The 20,580-nt window shown below is 66.7% G+C and carries 17 protein-coding genes; 5 read left to right on the forward strand and 12 right to left on the reverse strand.

Annotated features, from left to right (window positions below; translation table 11 throughout):
* Positions 1 to 181: 181 nt before the first annotated feature.
* The 8 genes from JQ617_RS22505 to ubiE form a co-directional block, all read right to left on the reverse strand.
* Complete coding sequence (locus tag JQ617_RS22505) at positions 182 to 904, reverse strand: nucleotidyltransferase family protein (protein WP_212028174.1); 723 nt, start codon at positions 902 to 904, stop codon at positions 182 to 184.
* A gap of 141 nt (positions 905 to 1,045) precedes the next feature.
* Positions 1,046 to 1,363, reverse strand: a complete 318-nt coding sequence (locus JQ617_RS22510; RefSeq protein ID WP_063685744.1) for a PilZ domain-containing protein — start codon at positions 1,361 to 1,363, stop codon at positions 1,046 to 1,048.
* An 86-nt stretch (positions 1,364 to 1,449) separates the two neighbouring features.
* The gene (gene tsaE / locus JQ617_RS22515; protein ID WP_212028175.1) at positions 1,450 to 2,973 is read right to left on the reverse strand and encodes a tRNA (adenosine(37)-N6)-threonylcarbamoyltransferase complex ATPase subunit type 1 TsaE; all 1,524 of its coding nucleotides are present in this window, start codon (positions 2,971 to 2,973) and stop codon (positions 1,450 to 1,452) included.
* Positions 2,970 to 5,474: a sensor histidine kinase gene (locus JQ617_RS22520; RefSeq protein WP_212028176.1), complete on the reverse strand. Its 2,505-nt coding sequence runs from the start codon at positions 5,472 to 5,474 to the stop codon at positions 2,970 to 2,972. Before JQ617_RS22520 ends, tsaE begins: the two co-directional genes overlap by 4 nt.
* A gap of 373 nt (positions 5,475 to 5,847) precedes the next feature.
* Positions 5,848 to 6,306 carry a dUTP diphosphatase gene (dut, locus tag JQ617_RS22525; protein WP_063685751.1) on the reverse strand — a complete coding sequence of 153 codons (459 nt, stop codon included), beginning with the start codon at positions 6,304 to 6,306 and terminating at the stop codon, positions 5,848 to 5,850.
* On the reverse strand, positions 6,303 to 7,754 hold the full coding sequence (gene coaBC / locus JQ617_RS22530) for a bifunctional phosphopantothenoylcysteine decarboxylase/phosphopantothenate--cysteine ligase CoaBC (RefSeq protein ID WP_212028177.1): 1,452 nt from the start codon (positions 7,752 to 7,754) through the stop codon (positions 6,303 to 6,305). Before coaBC ends, dut begins: the two co-directional genes overlap by 4 nt.
* A gap of 56 nt (positions 7,755 to 7,810) precedes the next feature.
* Positions 7,811 to 9,385 carry a 2-polyprenylphenol 6-hydroxylase gene (gene ubiB, locus JQ617_RS22535; protein ID WP_212028178.1) on the reverse strand — a complete coding sequence of 525 codons (1,575 nt, stop codon included), beginning with the start codon at positions 9,383 to 9,385 and terminating at the stop codon, positions 7,811 to 7,813.
* On the reverse strand, positions 9,382 to 10,143 hold the full coding sequence (gene ubiE, locus JQ617_RS22540; protein WP_212028179.1) for a bifunctional demethylmenaquinone methyltransferase/2-methoxy-6-polyprenyl-1,4-benzoquinol methylase UbiE: 762 nt from the start codon (positions 10,141 to 10,143) through the stop codon (positions 9,382 to 9,384). Before ubiE ends, ubiB begins: the two co-directional genes overlap by 4 nt.
* A gap of 81 nt (positions 10,144 to 10,224) precedes the next feature.
* Here ubiE and mutM point away from each other — a divergent pair, with 81 nt between their 5' ends.
* Together mutM and JQ617_RS22550 are read left to right on the forward strand one after the other, a co-directional pair.
* On the forward strand, positions 10,225 to 11,106 hold the full coding sequence (gene mutM, locus JQ617_RS22545) for a bifunctional DNA-formamidopyrimidine glycosylase/DNA-(apurinic or apyrimidinic site) lyase (RefSeq protein WP_212028180.1): 882 nt from the start codon (positions 10,225 to 10,227) through the stop codon (positions 11,104 to 11,106).
* Positions 11,107 to 11,112: 6 nt separating this feature from the next.
* Positions 11,113 to 11,667: a GNAT family N-acetyltransferase gene (locus JQ617_RS22550; protein WP_212028181.1), complete on the forward strand. Its 555-nt coding sequence runs from the start codon at positions 11,113 to 11,115 to the stop codon at positions 11,665 to 11,667.
* Between the two features lie 467 nt (positions 11,668 to 12,134).
* Here the strand turns inward: JQ617_RS22550 and JQ617_RS22555 are convergent, their stop codons facing one another.
* Positions 12,135 to 12,875: a nucleotide-binding protein gene (locus JQ617_RS22555; protein WP_212028182.1), complete on the reverse strand. Its 741-nt coding sequence runs from the start codon at positions 12,873 to 12,875 to the stop codon at positions 12,135 to 12,137.
* Positions 12,876 to 13,119: 244 nt separating this feature from the next.
* Between JQ617_RS22555 and ggt the strand changes: the two genes are divergently transcribed.
* Positions 13,120 to 14,799 (forward strand): gamma-glutamyltransferase, encoded by a 1,680-nt coding sequence (gene ggt, locus JQ617_RS22560; RefSeq protein ID WP_212028183.1) that lies wholly within the window; start codon positions 13,120 to 13,122, stop codon positions 14,797 to 14,799.
* A gap of 186 nt (positions 14,800 to 14,985) precedes the next feature.
* Here ggt and JQ617_RS22565 read toward each other — a convergent pair whose 3' ends face one another.
* Positions 14,986 to 16,344: a serine protease gene (locus JQ617_RS22565; protein ID WP_212028184.1), complete on the reverse strand. Its 1,359-nt coding sequence runs from the start codon at positions 16,342 to 16,344 to the stop codon at positions 14,986 to 14,988.
* Between the two features lie 229 nt (positions 16,345 to 16,573).
* Between JQ617_RS22565 and JQ617_RS22570 the strand changes: the two genes are divergently transcribed.
* Complete coding sequence (locus tag JQ617_RS22570) at positions 16,574 to 17,377, forward strand: HesA/MoeB/ThiF family protein (protein ID WP_212028185.1); 804 nt, start codon at positions 16,574 to 16,576, stop codon at positions 17,375 to 17,377.
* A 9-nt stretch (positions 17,378 to 17,386) separates the two neighbouring features.
* Here JQ617_RS22570 and JQ617_RS22575 read toward each other — a convergent pair whose 3' ends face one another.
* Positions 17,387 to 18,394: an aldo/keto reductase gene (locus JQ617_RS22575; protein WP_212028186.1), complete on the reverse strand. Its 1,008-nt coding sequence runs from the start codon at positions 18,392 to 18,394 to the stop codon at positions 17,387 to 17,389.
* Positions 18,395 to 18,511: 117 nt separating this feature from the next.
* Here JQ617_RS22575 and JQ617_RS22580 point away from each other — a divergent pair, with 117 nt between their 5' ends.
* On the forward strand, positions 18,512 to 19,423 hold the full coding sequence (locus tag JQ617_RS22580; RefSeq protein ID WP_212028187.1) for a LysR family transcriptional regulator: 912 nt from the start codon (positions 18,512 to 18,514) through the stop codon (positions 19,421 to 19,423).
* Between the two features lie 47 nt (positions 19,424 to 19,470).
* Here JQ617_RS22580 and JQ617_RS22585 read toward each other — a convergent pair whose 3' ends face one another.
* Positions 19,471 to 20,472 carry a 2-hydroxyacid dehydrogenase gene (locus JQ617_RS22585; RefSeq protein WP_212028188.1) on the reverse strand — a complete coding sequence of 334 codons (1,002 nt, stop codon included), beginning with the start codon at positions 20,470 to 20,472 and terminating at the stop codon, positions 19,471 to 19,473.
* Positions 20,473 to 20,580: the final 108 nt, after the last annotated feature.

The raw sequence follows: 20,580 nt of genomic DNA on the forward strand, positions 1-20,580 counted from the left end.
AGCATCGAGCCCGGAATCTCGAGATTCCGGGTTCGCGCTCACGCGCGCCCCGGAATGACGGGAAGTCCCGTAGGGTGGGCAAAGGCGCGACAGCGCCGTGCCCACGTTCTCTCTCGATCACAAAAAATGCGTGGGCACGCTTCGCTTTGCCCACCCTACGGCACCGTCTTCGGGGCTGGCCCTACGCCACGCTCTCCAGAAACGCCTCTTCGGCGGCGTGCACCGCATCGGGCGTGCCGACATGCATCCAGACGCCGTCGAGGCGCAGGCCGAACAGCCGCTCCTGCTCGTTGGCGCGGTCGAACATCTTGGTCAGCGAGAACTCGCCCTGCGGCGCATCCTTGAAGATCGACGGCGACAGGATGGCAGCGCCCGCATAGACGAACGGGACGACTTCCTTCTCCTTGCGCTTGCGCAGCGCGCCGTCGGGCAGCATGCCGTAATCGCCGCGGCCGCTATAGCCGATGCTGGTGGCGGTCGGCGCCATCAGCAGCAGGATGTCCATGCGCTCGGGGTCGAAGTTCTCGGCAAGCCGCGTCAGGTTGGAGCGCACGCCGTCGATCCACAGCGTGTCGGAATTGACATGGAAGAACGGCGCGTCGCCGAGCAGCGGCAGCGCCTTGACCACGCCGCCGCCGGTGCCGAGCACCTGGTCGCGCTCGTCCGAGATGGTTACGTGCGGAAGCTGGCGCGATGCGGTGTGGTTGATGATCTGGTCCGGCAGGTAGTGCACATTGACCACGGCCTCGCTGACGCCGGCCTGGCCGAGCTTGTCGAGCACGTGGTCGAGCAGCGGCTGACCGGCGACCGGCACCATCGGCTTCGGCATCTTGTCCGTCAACGGACGCATGCGCAGGCCGAAACCTGCGGCGAGCACCATGGCTTTGGTCGGCTTGACGGACATCCTTTGCCTTCTCAGAACTCTTCTCTCTTGAACCCGCTGGTTTCGCGTTTGCAGCAAATCCTAGCACGGGACGGCACCAGCCGCACCGCGTCTCAACCGCCTTAACCACCCGCCGTGACGGTTGTGCGACGGGTGTTGCCGTTACGCCCCAACGGCGGTGGAACGCGCCTTTTTCTTCCTGTCGCCAATCTTCAGGAAGTTGACACCGATCTGGTCGCCATTGACCCAGGCCAGCTCGCAGCGCCGGTAAGCGAGTCCGGTGGAGGACAGCAGGAGAAAGAACTCCTTCAGATGCAGGCCTTCGACCGATCCGTCGATGGTCAGCTTGGCACCGCTCTCGGAGACGTCCTCCATGGTGCAGTCGCGCCGCCAGGTGCCGTCGATTCCCATCATCTGGGCCGGTATCCCGCGTTCGAAAACAACCCGGCTATTGCCGCGCTGGTCCGTCTTTACCGCCATCTGCCCCGCTCCAGCCCGTATTTGTCCGGCTGCCTGGCCGCGAGAATAGCGATGCCTTGGCTAACAGCCGGTAAATCGGGCCCGAATCAGGCTTGTTGGGGCGGCGGCACGTTGGCCAGGTACCAGTCGCGCAGAGGGCCGAGTGCGGGATGCGCCAGCGAGCGCTGCAGGTAGGTCCAGATCCGCGGCTGGTGACGCAGATAGTGCGGCTTGCCGTCGCGGCGGTTGAGCCGCGCGAAGGTGCCGAGCAGGCGCGTGTTGCGCTGCGCCGACATGATTGCGTAGAGCTCGGCGAAGCCGGCGGCATCGAAGCCCGCATCGTCTGCGCGCCGCGACTTGATGTAGCGCGACAGCAGCGTCAGCTCGACGTTTTCGGGCACATCGATACGTGCGTCCTGCAGCAATGAGACTACGTCGTAGGAGCGCGGGCCGAGCACCGTGTCCTGGAAGTCGATCACGCCGACGCGGTCGGTGCCGGAGCGGTCAGCGAGCCAGATCAGATTGGGCGAGTGATAGTCGCGGATGATCCACGTTCGCGGCGCCGCAAGCGGCTTCTTCAGCAGCTCGCGCCACATCGCAAAGAACTCGGCGCGCTTCTCGTCGCTCAACGGCGCGTTGCGATCGGGCAGGTACCATTCCGGCATCAATCCGATTTCGATCAGCATCGCCTCGATGTCGAAGACGGGGATGTCGTAGGTCTGCCCATCGAGCGGCAGTGTCTCCGGCAGCGTCTTGCCGTGCAGCGCGGCCAGCACGTCGGTCGCGGCTTCGTAGCGTTCGGCGATCGGTCGCGGCGGATCGCCCTCGATGACGCCTTCGCTGCCGAAGTCCTCGCTGATCAGGAAGCCCTGGCCGAGATCGAAATGATGAATCGCAGGCGCCGAGATTCCCAGCGCCCGCAGGCCTTCGTCGACGGCGACGAAGGGCCTGACGTTCTCGGCGAGATGCACCGCGGCACTGTAGGACTTGCCGCTGTAAAGCGCGGCGCCGTCGGGGCGCTGCGGCGAGTTCATGAGGATGACGACCTCGTCGTCACGCAGCAGCCGCGCATAGGAGCGTGTCGAGGCATCGCCCGCCATGCGCCGGCGCGTTGCATCCATGTAGCCGGACGTATCGAGGAATTCGCGCAGCGCCTGCAGCCGCGCCACAGTCGCGGCGGCCTTGCCGTGGCCGGTGATGTCGGCGGCGCGCGCATTTGCGCCCAGCGCCGGCCGATGCGTCAGTGCGATGTCGATGCGATCCGCGGGCATCGCCGACGGCGCCCGCTCCGGCCATTCGATCAGCACAAGCGTTGCCTCGGGGAGTGGCGACAGCCCGATCTCCTCGAGCTCGCTCTCGTCCTCGACGCGGTAGAGGTCGGCATGCATCACCGGAAACGGCGGCAGCTCATAGCCCTGCACCAGCGTGAAGGTCGGGCTCGGCACTTCCAGCTCGTCGTCGCCGGCGAGATAGCGGATCAGTGCGCGGGCCGCCGCGGTTTTGCCGGCGCCGAGATCGCCGGTGAGGGTGATGACGTCACCAGGGCCGACCAGTAGGGCGAGATCGGCCATCAGTTGCGCGGTGGCCGTCTCGTTGTGAAGCGCGACGGAGAAGGTGGTTGGTTCGGTCATTCGGCGGCGTCGCGATGCGCCGCCTGGTCGGTCGGGAAGTCGCAGATCACGACCGTGCCCCGGCCGACGATCGAATCCACCCGCACCTTGCCGCCATGCAGCTCGACGAAGGAGCGCACCAGCGACAGGCCGAGCCCGGCGCCGCGGTGACGCGAGCCCTGCGAGCGGCTTTCGAACCAGTTGAACACCTTGTCCTTCATGTCGGCAGGTATCCCAGGCCCGGAATCTGTCACAGTGAAGACCACGCTGCGTTCGGTGCGACGCGCGCTGATGCCGACGGTGGAATCCTGTGGAGAAAACCCGACGGCGTTGGCGAGGAGGTTATAGAGCACCTGCACCACGCGCTTCTCGTCGCCGACGAAGCTGCCGACGTCGGGCGCGATCTCGACCTTGAGGCGGATGCGGTCGGTGGCGAGGCGGTCCTGGATGCCCTCGGCGGCCAGCTCGATGGTCTTGCTGACGTCGACCGGCCCGAGTTCCAGCTTCATCGCGCCGGCATCGATGGTGGCGAGATCGAGAATGTTGTTGGTCAGCGCCAGTAGCGCGTTGGTCGATTTGGTGACGTAGTCGAGATATTCGGCCTGCTTCGGCGTCAGCGGCCCGGTCGAGGGGTCGCTGAGGAAATGCGCGAAGCCGATGATGGTGGTGAGCGGCGAGCGCAGCTCGTAGGAGACGTGGTGGACGAAATCCACCTTCATCTGGTCGGCGGTCTCCAGTGCCTCGTTGCGCTCGCGCAGCGCGCGCTCGACATTCTCGGTGTCGGTGATGTCCTGGAACGTCAGCATGGTGGCGCCGTCGGGCAGCGGCCGGATCATGCCGTCGAGCACGCTGCCGTCCTTGCGCTCCAGCTTGAGCGGCACGTCGGCGCGGTTCTCGATCGAGGTGATGGCCTCGCGGATCTGGCGCCAGACCACGGGATCGTCGAACAGTTGATGGCACCAGCCCTCGACGGTCTGGATGTGCGGCTCGTCGCGCATGGCATCGCTCGATAGCTTCCACATCCGGACGAAGGCCGGGTTGAAGAGCTGCGCCTTGCCGTTGCTGCCGAACACGGCGACGCCCTCGGCGAGACTGTCCAGCGTCTCGCGCTGGACCCGGACGATGCCGTCGAAGCGGCGGGCGAGGTCAAGGCTCTCGGTGACGTCGTCGAACAAATAGGTGACGCCGCCTTCCGGGTTCGGCGTGGTGACCACCGAGAGCGCGCGGCCATCGGGCAGGTACCAGGTGTCCTTGGCTGCCTCGACCGCGCGATAGGCCTCGTGCAGCTTGGCTTTCCAGGCGCGGAAGTCCGGCTGCTCCTGCAGCTTGCGCGCGGCGCGAAGCTGGTCGAGCACGCTGGAATCGTCGGGGTTGGCGTCGAGGAAGGTACGGTCGAGGTCCCACAGCCGGCGGTAGGAATCGTTATAGAAGGCGAGCCGGCGCTGGCCGTCGAACACGGCGACGCCGGAGGAGAGCTGGTCCAGCGTGCGGCGATGCGCCTCCGCCATCCGCACCAGTGCCGAGCTCAGCGCATCCGCCTCGCTGGCATCGATTGCGACGCCGACGCTGCCGCTGCCGACATTGACGGCGCGGACGTCGTACATGCGCCGCTCGCCGCCGATCACGATCGGCAGCCGCGAGGTGAAGCCGGCCGCATCCTTCAGTCCGCGCTCCAGCGCGGTGCGGTCGGCGCTGTCGAGCAGCTCGAGCTTGCGTTCCTGCGCGTCGGTGATGCTGGTCGCCTCGGTGGCGCGGACATAGGCCGGATTGGCGTAGGTGAGCGCGCCGTTATCGCCCTTTGCCCAGATCGGCCACGGCGCGGCGGCGGCGAAGCCGCGCAGCATCTCGGTCTCGTCCGAGAGCGCCTTGTAGCGCAGATTGGTTTCGGCCAGGTCGCGCCGCAGGCCGGAGAGCTCGCGGATCCGGACGATGGCCTGACCGCCGATGGCGCGGCCGATGGCTTCCAGCGTGTGGCCATGCGCGGTGGTCAGCGTCAGCTGGAAGCCGTCGCCGCGGTCGCGCAGCGCATCGACGGCATGGTCCATTTGCAACGCGGGTTCCGGCGGCAGCCAGGTTCCGAACGCCAGCACGCGCTGCGGCGAGGAATCGCGCGGCAGCACCATCGAGATGTCGCCGGAGATCTGCGCGCGATTGTCGCCGGCCGGCCATGAGATCAGGATCTGCGGCTCAGCGAACAGCAGCGCGCCGAAGCGGTCGGCCTGGAGCTGGAGTTCCCCGATTCGCGCGCGCAGCTGCGCCTCGTTCTTCGACGTGCGCACGCGCGTGCGCATCAGCAGGATCGCGGCCACGACCGAGAAGCCGAGCAGGGCCAGCGCGGTGGCGAGCACCGCGAGTTCCTGCCGGTTGAAGTCCAGCAATGTGGAGAGGGTGTCGATGAGGTCGGCGGCCTCGGCCGGCGCAGCCGGCAGCACCGCCGCAAGAGCGCCTCCGAACAAGCTGTTGCGCACCAAAGATGTGCACGACAGCAGCGTCCGACGCATCGACACGATCACGCCTGACATAGTTGCCCCAAGACCGCACGGATTTACGCGCGGCGACCCCCGCCGCACGCGAATCAAAAGACAATACCCCCACCGTGACTCCACCGGTAAGAGTCCAGATCGTGAACGCAAACGCGGCCCCAAAAAAATGCCGGCCGCGCGGTTCCGGACGTACGTAATTCTTCGGGTGATTCGGTTGGGATTGCCGTGCGTTAGCGGCAATGAAGATTGGGCGAGTCGTTCCCGCGGTGCGCTCCCTCCCCCGCTTGCGGGGGAGGGTTGGGGAGAGGGTGTCGCCGCAACGGGACACTCCCCCAGAGGAAAGAACCCTCACCCGGCACTACGTGCCGACCTCTCCCGCAAGCGGGAGAGGTGTAACCAACGCGCAGTTCAGCTAGCGCCCGGTCGAGCCGAAGCCGCCGGCACCGCGATCGGTGGCGGACAAGGTCGCCACCGGAACCAGCGCGGCCTGCAGCACGGGGGCGATCACCATCTGCGCGATGCGCTCGCCGCGCTTGATTACGAACGGCGCGCTGCCGTGATTGATCAGGATCACCTTGATCTCGCCGCGGTAGTCGGCGTCGATGGTTCCCGGCGTGTTGAGCACGGTGACGCCGTGCTTGGCGGCCAGCCCCGAGCGCGGCCGCACCTGCGCCTCGTGCGCGGGCGGCAGTGCGATCGCAAGGCCGGTCGGCACCAGCGCATACTGCCCAGGGGCGAGCGTCATCGGCTCGGCGTCCGGAACCGCCGCCATCAGGTCGAGGCCGGCGGCGTCCGCAGTCTGATAGGCCGGCAGCGGCAGGCCTTCGGCATGGGCGAGGCGTTGCAGCTCGACGGTGACCTTCGTGCTCAAGATGTGGGCTCCAGGGATTTGCCGGTCACGCTCTTGGCGACATGCGCGACCAGTTCGACGGCGACCTGTTCCTTGGTCATCACGGGCCAGGAATCAACTGCGATCTCGCCGTCCTTCTCACCATTCTTGCGGCTGATGAGGTGAACCGTGTTGCGGTCGCCGCCCATCACGCCAGTGGCGGGCGAGACGTCGTTGGCGACGATCCAGTCGCAGCCCTTGCGGGCGAGCTTGGACTTGGCGTTGTCGATGAGATGTTCGGTCTCGGCGGCAAAGCCGATCACCAGCGGCGGGCGCTTTTCAGCGAGCTTCGAGATCGTGGCGAGGATGTCGGGGTTCTCGACCAGTTGCAGCGGCGGCATGCCGGCCGAGGTCTTCTTCAGCTTCTGCTCGCCCTCGTTGGCGACCCGCCAGTCGGCCACCGCGGCGGCGAAGATCGCGATGTCGGCGGGCAGCGCGGCCTGCACCTGCTCCAGCATCTGCCGCGCCGATTCCACGTGCTTGACGGTGACCCCGGTGGGATCGTCGAGATCGACCGGGCCGCTGACCAGAATCACCTCGGCGCCTGCGGCCTGCGCGGCGGCGGCGATGGCAAAGCCCTGCTTGCCGGAGGAGCGGTTGGCGATATAGCGCACGGGATCGATCGGCTCGTGCGTGGGCCCTGCGGTGATCAGCACGCGCTTGCCGGCGAGCGGCTTCGGCACCGGCGGCCGCAGCAGGCGCTCGGCCGCGGTGGCGATCTCGATCGCCTCGGACATGCGGCCGACGCCGGCTTCGCCGGCTTCCGCCATCTCGCCGGAATTGGGCCCGATCAGCACCACGCCGTCGCGCCGAAGCTGCGTGACGTTGCGGCGGGTCGCAGCGTTATTCCACATCAGCGGATTCATCGCCGGCGCCAGCAGGATCTTGCGGTTGGTGGCGAGCAGGATGGCGCTGGCGAGGTCGTCGGCATGGCCGTTCGCCATCTTCGCCATCAGATCCGCGGTCGCGGGCGCCACCACGATCAGGTCGCAGTCGCGCGCCAGGCGAATATGGCCGGCGTCGAACTCGCTCTGGGGGTCGAACAGGTCGGTGTAGACGCGCTCATGCGAGAGCGCGCTGACCGCCAGCGGGGTGACGAACTGCTGCGCGGCCTGGGTCAGCACGCAGCGAACCTCGATGCGGCGCTCCTTCAGCCTGCGGATCAGGTCGAGCGACTTGTAGGCCGCGATGCCGCCGCCGATGATCAGGGTGACGCTGGCCTCTGGGACGGCGCCGGTGCGCTGGGAGACAGGCGCCGGCGCGTGGTCCGGCGGAGCGGCCATCGGCGTCAGCGGCTCCTCATGGCCCTGGATCAGCTCGCCCAGGATGATGCGGACCTCTTCCTCGACCGATCGGCGGTTTCTGGCCGAGCGCAGGCGCAAATAGGTTTTGACGCCCTCGTCGAGCTTGCGGATGGTCAGGCTTGCCATGACGCCCTCCAGCACGGAATGATAGCGATGCTATCACCGCCGTGATTGCAGTGCAATCACAGATTCCGGACGGCGATCAGGATGCCGATGAAGGTGGCCGCGATGATCCAGAGCGCCACCGTGCGCCAGCGGTTCTTGCGGCCCTCGCTGCGGCCCATGGCCGCGATGCTCTCCGGCGACAGGCGGATGCCCTCCCGGGTCATGGTCTCGAGCTGCTCCAGCGCCGCCACCGAGCGCTGCACGATGTCGGGCATGCGCATCAGCACGCGCGCGATGTCACCGCCGCCGGCAATCGCGCCCTGCACCCGGCCGATCGGGCCGAGATTGCGCTCGATCCATTCGCGCACCACGGGGTCGGCGACCTTCCAGATATCGAGCCTGGGATCGAAGCCGCGGGCGACGCCCTCGACCACCACCATGGTCTTCTGCAGCAGGATCAGCTCGGGCCGCGTCGTCATGTCGAACAGGCCGGTGACCTCGAGCAGCAGCGTCAAGAGCCGCGCCATCGAGATCTCCTCGGCGGTGCGGTTGTGGATGGGCTCGCCGATGGCGCGGATGGCTTGCGCGAAATTCTCGACCGAATGGTGCGCGGGCACATAGCCCGCCTCGAAATGCACTTCCGCCACCCGGCGGTAATCGCGGGTGATGAAGCCGAGCAGGATCTCGGCGAGGAAGCGCCGCTCCTTCATGCCGAGCCGGCCCATGATGCCGAAATCGACCGCGACGAGGCGGCCGGCGTCATCGAGGAACAGATTGCCCGGATGCATGTCGGCGTGGAAGAAGCCGTCGCGCAGCGCATGGCGCAGGAAGCTCTGGATCACCTTGCGGCCGAGATCGGGCAGATCGACCTGCGCCTCCGCGAGGCGCTTGTGATCGTTCAGCGCGATGCCGTCGATCCACTCCATCGTCAGCACGTTGTGCGTGGTGCGGTCCCAGTCGACGGTGGGCACGCGGAAATCGGGATCGCCCTGCGTGTTTTCCGCCATCTCCGACAGCGCCGCTGCTTCCAGCCGCAGGTCCATCTCCATCGCGACCGAGCGCGACATGGTGTTGATGACCTCGATCAGGCGCAGCCGCCGCGCTTCGGACGAATAGGCTTCGGCCTTGTGTGCGACGAAGAAGAAATCCGAGAGGTCGCGGCGGAAACGCGCGGCCACGTTCGGCCTGAGCACCTTCACCGCGACGGGCTTGCGAATGCCGTCGCGCAGCACCTCGCCACGATGCACCTGGGCGATCGAGGCCGCCGCCACCGGCGGGCCGAAGGTCACGAAGACATCCTTCAGCGGCCGTTCCAGCGAGGTCGCGATGGCGGCTTCCGCTTCTGCTTGCGGAAACGGCGGCAGCCGGTCCTGAAGGCTTTCGAGGTCGCGCGCCATGATGAAGCCGACCACGTCGGGGCGCGTTGCCAGGAACTGGCCGAGCTTGAGATAGGCCGGGCCCATCCGCGTCAGCGCGCGCGAGATCCGGGGGCCCTGCTTGACGCCGCGGCGCTCGACGATGCGCGCAAGCTTCAGCGCGAGCTGTCCGGGCGGCGGCACCAGGCTCGGATCGACCGAGCCGAACACGCCCTCGCGCGCAAACACGAACGCGGCGCGGATCAGGCGCGCAATGTGGGTGATGGCAGAGATCACAAACGCCAGCCCGAATGCAGTGCGACGATGCCGCCGGACAATGTTTGCCAGCTCACGCGGGAGAAGCCGGCGTCGCGGATCATGTCGGCGAAGGCGTTGGGCTTCGGAAACTTGCGGATCGATTCGACGAGATATTGATAGGACTCGGCGTCGCCCGTGACCATGCGGCCGAGCGGCGGGATCACCTTGAACGAGAACAGATCGTAGATCTTGTCGAGGCCGGGCATCTCGACGGTCGAGAATTCCAGGCACAGGAAGCGGCTGCCGGGCCTCAGCACGCGATAGGCCTCGCTCAGCGCAAGGTCGATCCGCGGCACGTTGCGAATGCCGAAAGCGATCGTATATGCGTCGAAGCTGCGGTCGGCGAAGCCAAGCGATTCGGCGTTGCCCTCGACGAAATCGACCTGGGTCTCGAGATGGCGCTTGGCGGCACGCTCGCGGCCTACCGCGAGCATGTCGGAATTGATGTCGCAGACGGTGGCATGGAAGCCCGGGCCTGCCGCCTTGGCGGCGCGGAACGAGATGTCGCCGGTACCGCCGGCGACGTCGAGCAGGGCAAACGGCCGGTCGCTCCTCGGCGGGTCCAGCGCGTTGATCATGATGTCCTTCCAGACCCGGTGCAGGCCACCGGACATCAGGTCGTTCATCAGGTCATAGCGCGACGCCACGCTGTGAAACACATCGTTCACCAGCGTCTGCTTGTCCCCCAGGGGAACGTCTTTGAAGCCAAAATGCGTGGTTTCGCCCGGCCGATCCATTACTCTACTCCACAGGGCGGACCATAGCCTGCCCGCCGCAATGGCGCTATCACACCGCCCTCATAAGGTGAATGCCTGACCATGCCTGAATTGCCCGAAGTCGAGACAGTCCGCCGCGGCCTTCAGCCCGTCATGGAGGGTGCGAAAATCGTGGTTGCGGAGGCCCGCCGGCCGGACCTGCGCTTCCCCTTCCAGCCCGACTTCGTGGCCCGGCTCCAGGGGCAGGTCGTCACGGGCCTCGGACGCCGTGCAAAATATCTCATGGCCGATCTCGGCTCCGGCGACGTGCTGCTGATGCATCTGGGCATGTCGGGCTCGTTCCGCGTCATCAAGCCGGACAACGAGGGTCAGCCCGGCGAGTTTCACTATCCGAAGGCCAAGGATTCCGCGCACGACCACGTGCTGTTTCGGATGTCCTCGGGCGCCGACATCGTCTTCAACGATCCGCGCCGCTTCGGTTACATGAAAGTGATCGCGCGCAATACGCTCGAGGACGAGCCGCTGCTGCGCGGGCTCGGACCCGAGCCGCTCGGCAACGAATTCGACGCCGCGATGCTGGCGCATTCCTGCGAGGGCAAGGCCACCAGCCTGAAGGCCGCGCTGCTCGACCAGCGCGTCGTGGCAGGGCTTGGCAACATCTATGTCTGCGAGGCGCTGCACCGCTCGCATCTGTCGCCGCGGCGCATTGCCGCGACATTGTCGACGAAGAAGGGCGAGCCGACCGATCATGCGAAGCGTCTGGTCGGCGCGATCCACACCGTGCTGAACGATGCCATCAAGGCCGGTGGATCGTCACTGCGCGACCATCGCCAGACCACCGGAGAGCTCGGCTATTTCCAGCACTCCTTCAAGGTCTATGACCGCGAGGGGGAGACATGCACGACGCCGCGCTGCGGCGGTACCGTGAAGCGCTTCACCCAGAACGGCCGCTCGACCTTCTGGTGCCCGAAATGTCAGAAATAGCGGACCATGCAGACGCCGCAGCTTGAAACCGAACGGCTGATCCTGCGCCCGCTCGCGCTGTCCGACGTGCCGGCGATCCAGCGCCATTTCGACAATTGGAACATCATCCGGCATCTCGCGGCCGTCGTGCCCTGGCCGTATCCGGCCGATGGAGCGGAGACCTTCGTCAGAATACAGCTCGACAAAATCTCAGCCGGCGAGGCTCTCTATCATTGGGTCCTCGTGCTGAAAGGCAGCGATGGCGAGGCCATCGGGAACATTCATTTCCGCCCCTATGCCGACGGTGCAAAAGGCAATCGCGGCTTCTGGCTGGCCGAGCCTTACTGGAGCCGTGGCTTGATGACGGAGGCCATTACCGCGGTGAACGATTTTGCGTTCCTCACGCTCGGCCTGGATCATTTCTACGTCTGCAACGCGGCCACCAACGAGGCTTCGCGGCGGGTCAAGCAGAAGACTGGTGCAGAGTTCGTCGGCTTCATCGAGCTCGCCCATCACGGCGGACAGGCGCGATCCGAGAAATGGATCGTGCGGCGTGAGGCCTGGCTGCGCGGCAGGTCGTGATTGAAGGGCGATGATTCTCGGCGTCATGGCCGGGCTTGTCCCGGCCATCCACGTTCTTCTTCGCTGTAGCCAAGACGTGGATGCCCGGGACAAGCCCGGGCATGACGGACGGGTGAGTGCATAAGACCGCGAAGTGCCGTAGCCCGGATGGAGCGCAGCGTAATCCGGGGCCTTCGCTCAACGGATGCAGGCGTCCCGGATTGCGCTGCGCTCCATCCGGGCTACGAGAGCGAGTTCGCAGCTTGAGCCCGAAGTCCGGCAACAGACTCCGTCATTGCGACGAAGCAATCGAGACTGTCTCCGCGGCGGGATTCTGGATTGCTTCGCTGCGCTCGCAATGACGGGTGGATTGACTCCCCCGTCAACGCGAAGCGAAGCAATCCGGCCGGGCTGGTGGCCGAATTGCTTCGTCGCTGGGGCCCTTCCGGATGGAAAAGGGCCGGCTGTCGTCCGGGCGATCGCCCCGCTCAGGACGCCAGGGTCGTGGTCTCGTCGGTCGCGAGGTCGGCGATGTGCAGCATGCCGTCGGCCGCCGAGATGACCTGGTCGATCAGGACATTGGTCGTGGCTTCGAGCTCGAGCCGGGTCTCGACCCAGCGCCAGAGGCCGCGGATCTCGTCAGCCGACTTGCCGTTCGGCGCGAACTCGCTGACGGCGAGGCCGCTGGCGAGCGAGTCCTGATGGTCGTTGCGCATCACGATCAGCGGGCGCGCGAGCACCTCGGCGAGATCGAGCGCGGCCTCCTCGGCGAGAGCGCCCGCGGCATTGTCGATGCGCTGGCCGCGGATCGGGGTCTGGTTCAGCACGAAGCTATAGGGCCGCTTCCAGGCGCGCGCGACGCTCAGCGTCGAGACGGTCGCCTCGATGTCGGCGACGCTCGGGCGGGCCGGGATCAGACAGAGATCGGAATGGCGGATCGCGGCGGTGGTCGCGGCGGACAGGCCGGCGGCGGTGTCGACGATCGCGAGCTGGAGGCCGCTGTCGGCCAGCATCTTCAGGCGCGGCTCGATATCGGCGGCGTGATAGATCGGCTCGACGACGATGTCGTCATTGTCGCGGCGGCGCTGCCAGTTGGAGAGGGTGCCCTGCGGGTCGGTCTCGATCAGGCGGACGGTGAAGCCGGCCTGCTTGGCCGCCAGCGCGAGGCCGATGGCAAGCGTGCTCTTGCCGCTGCCACCCTTTTGGGTGGCCAGTACGATCGTATGCATTGGAAGTTGAATCCTTTGGAATGCCTGGGTCTTTGGGGTAACGCCACACGCGAACGTGCATCGCTTCTCGATGCTGAGCTCTTCTCGCTCAGGACGTGCCCTGCCCGGTCCAAAGGGGACCGCGGATGTCCGAATCAACGCTAACGATGATGGCAGAATCGGGAATGCCAGCTAATCCGTACCAATACTGGACCCGTAGTTGTGCCTGTGATGTGCTCGCGCTGTGAATGCGAGAGGGACGAGCATGAGCGGCAATTGGCGCGACCGGACGGCAACCACCTTTGACTGCCAGAAGATGCCGGCGGTCTCGAGCCGCGGCATGGTGGTCAGCAACCATCCGCTCGCCTCCAGCGCCGGCGCCGAGATGCTGGCCGCCGGCGGCAATGCCATCGATGCCGCGATCGCCACCCTGTTCACGCTGACCGTGGTCGAGCCGATGATGGTCGGCATCATCGGCGGCGGCATGGCCCATATCCGCCTCGCCGACGGCAGCCACCGCTTCATCGACGGCCAGAGCACGGTCCCGGCGGCGGTGCGCGACACCACCTATACGTCGAAGCCTGGCTCGGCCCACGACGTGTTCGACACCGTCGGCAACGAGAACCTCAACGGGCCGAAGGCCGTCGCGGTGCCGGGCTCGCTCAAGGCCTGGTGCGAGACGCTGCAAAGGTTCGGCACCATGAGCCTTGCCGATGTGATGCAGCCTGCGATCAAGCATGCCGCGCGCGGCTATGCGACGACGCCATACCTGCACGAGTGCATCAGCGAGAGCGCCGCCGAGATGCGCAAGGACAAGCCGATTGCGGCGATCTTTCTCCCGAACGGCGAGCCGCTCAAGGTCGGCGAGCGCGTGGTGCAGGCCGAATATGCCGAAACCTTGCGCTATATCGCCGACCACGGCGCGACCGCGCTCTATGAGGGGCCGCTCGGCGACATCCTCGCCGACTACATGGAGAAGGCCGGCGGCTTCATCCGCCGCAATGACCTCACGGCTTACAGGACGGTCGAGCGGCAACCGATCCGCGCCGACTATCGCGGCTGGACCATTCTCGGGCCGCCGCCGCCGGCCGCGTCCGGCGTGCATATCGCGCAGATGCTGAACATCCTGGAGGGCTACGACATCGGCGGGCTCGGCTTCGGCACGCCGGAGACCATCCACTATCTCGCCGAGGTGCTGAAGATCGCCTTCTCCGATCGCGCTGCGGCCAGCGGCGATCCTGCCTATGTCGGCGTGCCCGTGGAGAAGTTGACCTCGAAGGCCTATGCCGAGGAGCGCCGCCGCGCCATCGATCCGGCGCGCGCGCAGGCTTTCGGTGCCGGCGTGACGCAGCTCGAAGGCGCGCACACCACGCATATGACGGCGGCGGACGCTTTTGGAAACGTGGTCGCGACCACGCAGACCATCAACAATCTGTTCGGCGCCAAGATCATGATCCCGGGCCTTGGCGCCATCGCCAACAATTACATGAACCTGTTCGACCCGCGTCCGGGCCACGCGCTGTCGCTGGCGCCGGGCAAGCGGGTGACGACCTCGATGTCGCCGATGATGGCGCTGCGTGACGGCAAGCTGCGCTATGCGCTCGGATTGCCCGGGGGAAAACGCATCTTCCCGAGCGCGATGCAGGCGCTGGTGAATCTGATCGACCACGGCATGAGCCTGCAGGAAGCGGTCGAGGCGCCGCGCGTCTGGAGCGAGGGCAACGCGCTCGAGGTCGAACAGGCGGTGCCGGAGAGCGTGCGTTCGAGGCTCGCGGCGCTCGGCCACAAGGTGCAGCCGGTCGCGACCGTCGCCGGCGGCATGAATGGAATTGCCTTCCACGACGACGGCACCATGACCGGCGCCGCCTGCTGGCGTGCGGACGGCACGCCGGTGGGAATGTCGGGCGGGCTCGCGAAGGCCGGGATCAGGTTCAGGCTTGCCTAACTCTCGTGCCCCGGACGCAGCGCAGCGCCTCCGGCGATGCGAAGCATCGTCCGGTGCGGTGCGCTGCAGAGCCGGGGCCCAGAAACTTCGCGTTCGGAGTTTGTGGATGCATGGGTCCCGGCTCTGCGCAGCATCGTTGCACGCTGCGGCGCGTCCGGGACACGAGAGTTGTGCTCGTGGCCTGACTTACTTCCGCACGCAGATCACGCGCACGACGGCGGCCTTGGCGTCGGTGGACGTGCCGTTCGCGCCGACACCGTTTGCCTTCAGGAAGTCGCGCGCCGTTTCCGCGGAGATCATCACGGCCTGCGAGGACGGTACCGATGTCGCGGGGCCCGCGACCATCGCCGGCTTCAGCAGCGCAATGCCGGCGAACTTGCCGTCGCCGTCGATCGCGGGGCCGCCGGAAAAGCCGACGGCAGGCGGCGGCGACAGCGCGGAATCGCTCGATGTGACCGGCGCGAGCGCGCCCCTGGCGCTCGACACGCCGGCTGCGCCGCCCTGGCTTTGCGGATCGGCGATGCCGATGATGTCGACACTCGTCTTCGCCGCACCACTGGCGAGGCTGAGCGGCTTGAGGCCACGCGCGCCATAGATGTGCAGCAGCGCGAGATCGTGCTCCTTGTCCTCGGCGAGGCGGTCGGCATTGCCATAGCCGGCGATGGTGATCGCAAGGCAGCTGTCGGTGACGAGGCGGTCGGCCAGGATCGCACCGTCGTCGCTGACGACGACGCCGGTGCCGTATTCGACGTTCTTGCGCGGCGGCGGCCCGGCCATCGGGGTGGACGGAAATGCGTTGAACGCGCTCGACATCGCGATCACGACCGGTTCGACCGTGTTCTCCATCGCCTGGTCGTAGAGGATCGTCATGATGCGGACTTCGTCGCCTTTGAAGGTGCCGCGCACGTAAAACTTCTTCAGGCCCTGCAATCCCGACAGCACGAAGAAGTCGGGCTTCACCACGGTGTAGTCGACCTTGCGGTTGGGCTCCTTCTTCTCGGCGTCCGCGAGCTTTGCCGTGGTCGGGCCGGCCTCCTTGCGGCGGCTGAGCAGCACCTGCACGGTTCCGGTCGGCGAGGTCCATTTCGAGCCGTTGCCGTCGCTCGCCTGCTGCGGCACCAGCTTTGCGGGAATGCCGAGCCGCGCCCCGCTGGTCGGCTCCATCACGATCTTCCAGCCGACGCTGTCCTGCTTCCGCCTTGCGGTCTCGGCGAGGCCGGCGCGCTCCTGCGGATTGAGCACGCCGGTCGGCTTACCGCCCTTGGCCTTCTGGTATTCCTTGATGGCGTTGACCATGCGCTCGCTGACGTCGCCGGTGATGGCGCCGTTATATTGCCCGACCCAGGCGAGGTCGGACTGCAGCGACAGCCGCTCGGCCTGCGCCATGGCATCGGCCGTCTCCGAGGGCGTCTGGAGGGCGGGCGGCTTGATCGGCACGGTCTGGACCGTTTTCGGCTTGGTGCCGGGGACCTGCGGCGCCGTCATCTGGGCGTTCGCGCCTGTGGCAGAGGCCAACATCAGTGTTGCCGCAAGCATCGATCTCATGACAAATCCAGCCAGCCCATTGAACGCAGTGCCATTGAAGCACATCTCGTTGGTCGCGAACAATGTTGCGCTGGTTCAGGCTCGTGAGCGAGCCAAGCACCCAGGCCCTCATCCTGAGGAGCGGCCAAAAGGCCGCGTCTCGAAGGATGGTCACGGGCGAGATCGGGGCCTTCATGGTTCGAGACGGCGCTTCGCGCCTCCTCACCATGAGGGTTGAGAGGAACGTACGATGCTGAGCCCGGACGAACTCGAACGCTATGCCCGCCACATCGTGCTGCGCGATGTCGGTGGCCCCGGCCAGGCCGCGCTGAAGAAAGCCTCTGTGCTCGTGATCGGCGCCGGCGGGCTCGGTGCGCCCGCCCTGATGTATCTGGCCGCTGCCGGTGTCGGCACGCTCGGCGTGGTCGATGACGACGTGGTCTCGCTGTCCAATTTGCAGCGCCAGGTCATTCACACCACGCCCGACATCGGCCGCCACAAGGTCGAGAGCGCGGCCGAGCGCATCTCGGCGCTCAATCCGCATGTGCGCTTCGTCGGCCACGCCACCTGGCTCAATGCCGACAATGCGCTCGGCCTGATCGGCGATTACGACCTCGTGCTCGACGGCTCCGACAATTTCTCGACGCGCTATCTGGTTTCGGACGCCTGCTTCTTCGCGAAGCGGCCGCTGATCACGGCGGCGCTCGGCACCTTCGACGGCTCGCTCACCACCATCCGCGCGCACGAGACCAACGAGCAGGGTGAGTTCAATCCGACCTATCGCTGCCTGTTCCCGGAGGCGCCGCCGCCCGGCACGGTGCCGGCCTGCGCCGAGGCCGGCGTCATGGGCGCGCTTGCCGGCGTGCTCGGCTCGATGATGGCGCTGGAAGCGATCCGCGAGATCGTCGGTTTCGGCGACGGCCTCGTCGGCCGCCTCTTGATGATCGATGCGCGCGCGATGCGCTTCGAGACGCTGCGCTATGGGCGCGATCCCGCCAATCCGCTCAATGGCGACGGGCCCGTGATCACCGATCTCAGCGCCCATCGCGATTGATTATAGCGCTCAGGCGCTAGCCGGCTTCTCGCTGTCGAGATGCGCCATCTGCTCGGCGGCATAGCGCGTGCCGGCGGCGACATCAGGCGGAAACGCCTTGGCCAGTGTTGCGAGATGAGCCTGCGTCAGCGTCACCTTCGTTGCGCCGAGCGCCTCGGTGAGACGATTGCGGGTGCGCGCGCCGACCAGCGGCACGATCTCCTTGCCCTGCGCTGCGACCCAGGCGATCGCGACCTGCGCCGGCGTGGCGCCGATCTCGCCGGCGATTGCGCGCAGCTGCTCCGCCAGCGCGAGATTGGCGTCGAGGTTCGCGCCCTGGAAACGCGGCGTCATCAGCCGGTAGTCGCGGCCGGCCTTGCCTGAATCCTTCGACCAGTGGCCGCTGATCAGGCCGCGCGCCAGCACGCCGTACGCCGTGATGGCAATGCCGAGCTCGCGGCAGGTCTTCAGGATGTCGCGCTCGATGCCGCGCTCGATCAGCGAATATTCGATCTGGAGATCGGCGATCGGATGCACGGCATGGGCGCGGCGGATGGTGTCGGAGCCGACCTCGGAGAGGCCGATATGCCTGACATAGCCGGCCTTCACGAGATCGGCGATGCCGCCGATGGCCTCCTCGATGGGAATGTTGGGATCGAGCCGCGCCGGGCGGTAGACGTCGATGTAGTCGGTGCCGAGCCGCTGCAGCGAATAAGCGAGGAAGTTCTTGGTCGCGCCTGGCCTCGTGTCCATGCCGGCGAATTCGCCGGCGGGGCCGCGCAGCGCGCCGTACTTGACGCTGAGCTGCAGCTTTTCACGCGGCGCATTCGCGAGCGCCTCGCGCAAAAGCATCTCGTTGTGACCCATGGCGTAGAAATCGCCGGTGTCGAGCAGCGTGATCCCTGCATCGAGCGCGGCGTGGACCGTGGCGATGGCTTCGCCGCGATCGGCGGGACCATAGACCTCCGACATGCCCATGCAGCCGAGGCCAAGGGCGGACACATTGGGGCCGGTCGAACCGAGTTTGCGCTGTTCCATGATGGCTCTCCTCGAAAGCGGCGGCCGATCGGGCCGCCTGACGAGGGTTGATATGCGCCTGCCCCATTGCTGCGATAAGCTGGACAATGTGGAACGGCTTGTTCATTATATCGAACAATGGCCGATCCCGACCTGCGCGATCTCGATTCCTTCGTGGCGGTCGCCCGCACCCGCAATTTCCGGCGCGCGGCGGTCGACATGCGCGTGTCGGTGTCGAGCCTCAGCCAGCGGCTGCGGGACCTCGAGGAGCGCCTCGGCGTCCGCCTCATGAACCGCACCACCCGCAGTGTCGCGCTGACGGAAGCCGGCGAGCTGCTGCTGTCGCGCGTGGCGCCTGCGCTGCGCGATGTCGGCGATGCCCTGGATCAAGTGCGGGGTCTGCGCGAGGTCGCTTCGGGCCGGCTGCGCATCAACGCGCCGCCACCGGCGGTCGATCTCGTGCTGGCGCCGATGGCCGGCCCGTTCCTCGCCGCGCATCCGCAGGTCGATCTCGACATCGTGTCCGAGAGCGGCTTCGTCGACATCGTCAGCGGCGGCTACGACGCCGGCGTGCGCTATGGCGAGCATCTCGCGCTGGACATGGTGGCGATCCCGCTCAGCGGCCCGCAGCGCTATGTCGTCGTCGCAGCGCCCGATTACATCGCGCGTCGCGGCAGGCCGCTTCATCCGAAGGATCTGCTCGAGCACGATTGCATCCGCGCGCGTTACTCGAGCGGCGTCATGCACGATCTGGAGTTCGAGAAGGCCGGCCAGGTCGTGAAGGTCGATCCGCCGGCAAAACTGATCTCGACCAATATGGGCCTTGCGATGCGCGCCGCGCTCGACGGCGCCGGCGTCTGGGCGACGCTCGACGGCTATGTCGGCGATGCCCTGAAGTCCGGCGCGCTGGTCAGCCTGATGGAGGATTGGTGCGAGCCGTTTCCCGGCCCGTTCCTGTATTATCCGAGCCGGCGCCAGACGCCGCCGGCGCTGCGGGCTTTCATCGATTTCGTTAGCGAATGGCGCAAGCGCGAAACGCGGAGACAGTAGATCCTCAGGATGAGGAGATGAGATTGTGGCGCGTGAAAACCGAAGCCTCAGAGCATGCTCGGCAGCACGCGGTCCGGCGGCTTGTGGGCGTCGAGGAAGGTGCGGATGTTGATGATCACCTTCTCGCCCATCTCGACGCGGCCCTCGATCGTGGCCGAGCCCATATGTGGCAGCAGCGCCACCTTGCCGGCCTTGGCGAGCCGCACCAGCTTCGGGTTCACCGCGGGCTCGTGCTCGTAGACATCGAGGCCGGCGCCGCCGATCTCGCCGCCCTCGATCAGCTTGATCAGCGTGTCCTCGTCGGTCACCTCGCCGCGCGCGGTGTTGACGATGTAGGCGTCCTTGCGGATCAGCTTCAGCCGCCGCGCCGAGAGCAGGTGGTAGGTCGCCGGCGTGTGCGGGCAGTTCACGGAGATGATGTCCATCCGCGCCAGCATCTGGTCGAGGCTTTCCCAATAGGTCGCCCCTAACTCCTCGGCGATCTTCGGGGCGACGGGACGGCGGTTGTGATAGTGGATCTGCAGGCCGAAGGCGCGGGCGCGGCGCGCGACCGCCTGGCCGATGCGGCCCATGCCGATGATGCCGAGACGCTTGCCGCCGATGCGGTGGCCGAGCATCCAGGTCGGCGACCAGCCGGCCCACGGTTTTCCCTCGGTCAGGATCGAGGCGCCTTCGATCATCCGGCGCGGCACGGCCAGGATCAGCGCCATGGTCATGTCGGCGGTGTCCTCGGTCAGGACCTTCGGCGTGTTGGTGACGGTGATGCCGCGGGCATGCGCGGCCTCGACGTCGATATTGTCGACGCCGTTGCCGAAATTGGCGATCAGCTTCAGCTTGCAGTCCGCCTGATTGACGATGTCGGCGGTGATGTGGTCGGTGACGGTCGGGACCAGCACGTCGGCGGTGCGCGCGGCTTCGGCGAGCTGCCCGGGCGACAGCGGCGTGTCATCGAGATTGATCCGCGCGTCGAACAGCTCGCGCATGCGCGTCTCGATCGAATCCGGCAGCTTGCGCGTCACGACGACGAGGGGCTTTTTCTTCACCGACATGTCCTGCTCTCATGAGGCGTGAGAGGCCGCCTCTGTCGCCAAAGGACGGCTGTTCAGGCCTCATTAACCCGGTTGTTCGACACTGCCCTTGCCGTGTCGTCCCCGGCG

The sequence above is a fragment of the Bradyrhizobium sp. KB893862 SZCCT0404 genome (genome assembly GCF_018130885.1).
Classification (GTDB): Bacteria; Pseudomonadota; Alphaproteobacteria; order Rhizobiales; family Xanthobacteraceae; genus Bradyrhizobium; species Bradyrhizobium stylosanthis.

Bases quoted from the DNA above. Each gene is read 5' to 3' on its own strand.
- JQ617_RS22505 (WP_212028174.1), bottom strand. From the start codon at position 904: ATGTCCGTCAAGCCGACCAAAGCCATGGTGCTCGCCGCAGGTTTCGGC.
- JQ617_RS22510 (WP_063685744.1), bottom strand. From the start codon at position 1,363: ATGGCGGTAAAGACGGACCAGCGCGGCAATAGCCGGGTTGTTTTCGAA.
- tsaE (WP_212028175.1), bottom strand. From the start codon at position 2,973: ATGACCGAACCAACCACCTTCTCCGTCGCGCTTCACAACGAGACGGCC.
- JQ617_RS22520 (WP_212028176.1), bottom strand. From the start codon at position 5,474: ATGTCAGGCGTGATCGTGTCGATGCGTCGGACGCTGCTGTCGTGCACA.
- coaBC (WP_212028177.1), bottom strand. From the start codon at position 7,754: ATGGCAAGCCTGACCATCCGCAAGCTCGACGAGGGCGTCAAAACCTAT.
- ubiE (WP_212028179.1), bottom strand. From the start codon at position 10,143: ATGGATCGGCCGGGCGAAACCACGCATTTTGGCTTCAAAGACGTTCCC.
- mutM (WP_212028180.1), top strand. From the start codon at position 10,225: ATGCCTGAATTGCCCGAAGTCGAGACAGTCCGCCGCGGCCTTCAGCCC.
- JQ617_RS22550 (WP_212028181.1), top strand. From the start codon at position 11,113: ATGCAGACGCCGCAGCTTGAAACCGAACGGCTGATCCTGCGCCCGCTC.
- JQ617_RS22555 (WP_212028182.1), bottom strand. From the start codon at position 12,875: ATGCATACGATCGTACTGGCCACCCAAAAGGGTGGCAGCGGCAAGAGC.
- ggt (WP_212028183.1), top strand. From the start codon at position 13,120: ATGAGCGGCAATTGGCGCGACCGGACGGCAACCACCTTTGACTGCCAG.
- JQ617_RS22565 (WP_212028184.1), bottom strand. From the start codon at position 16,344: ATGAGATCGATGCTTGCGGCAACACTGATGTTGGCCTCTGCCACAGGC.
- JQ617_RS22570 (WP_212028185.1), top strand. From the start codon at position 16,574: ATGCTGAGCCCGGACGAACTCGAACGCTATGCCCGCCACATCGTGCTG.
- JQ617_RS22575 (WP_212028186.1), bottom strand. From the start codon at position 18,394: ATGGAACAGCGCAAACTCGGTTCGACCGGCCCCAATGTGTCCGCCCTT.
- JQ617_RS22580 (WP_212028187.1), top strand. From the start codon at position 18,512: ATGGCCGATCCCGACCTGCGCGATCTCGATTCCTTCGTGGCGGTCGCC.
- JQ617_RS22585 (WP_212028188.1), bottom strand. From the start codon at position 20,472: ATGTCGGTGAAGAAAAAGCCCCTCGTCGTCGTGACGCGCAAGCTGCCG.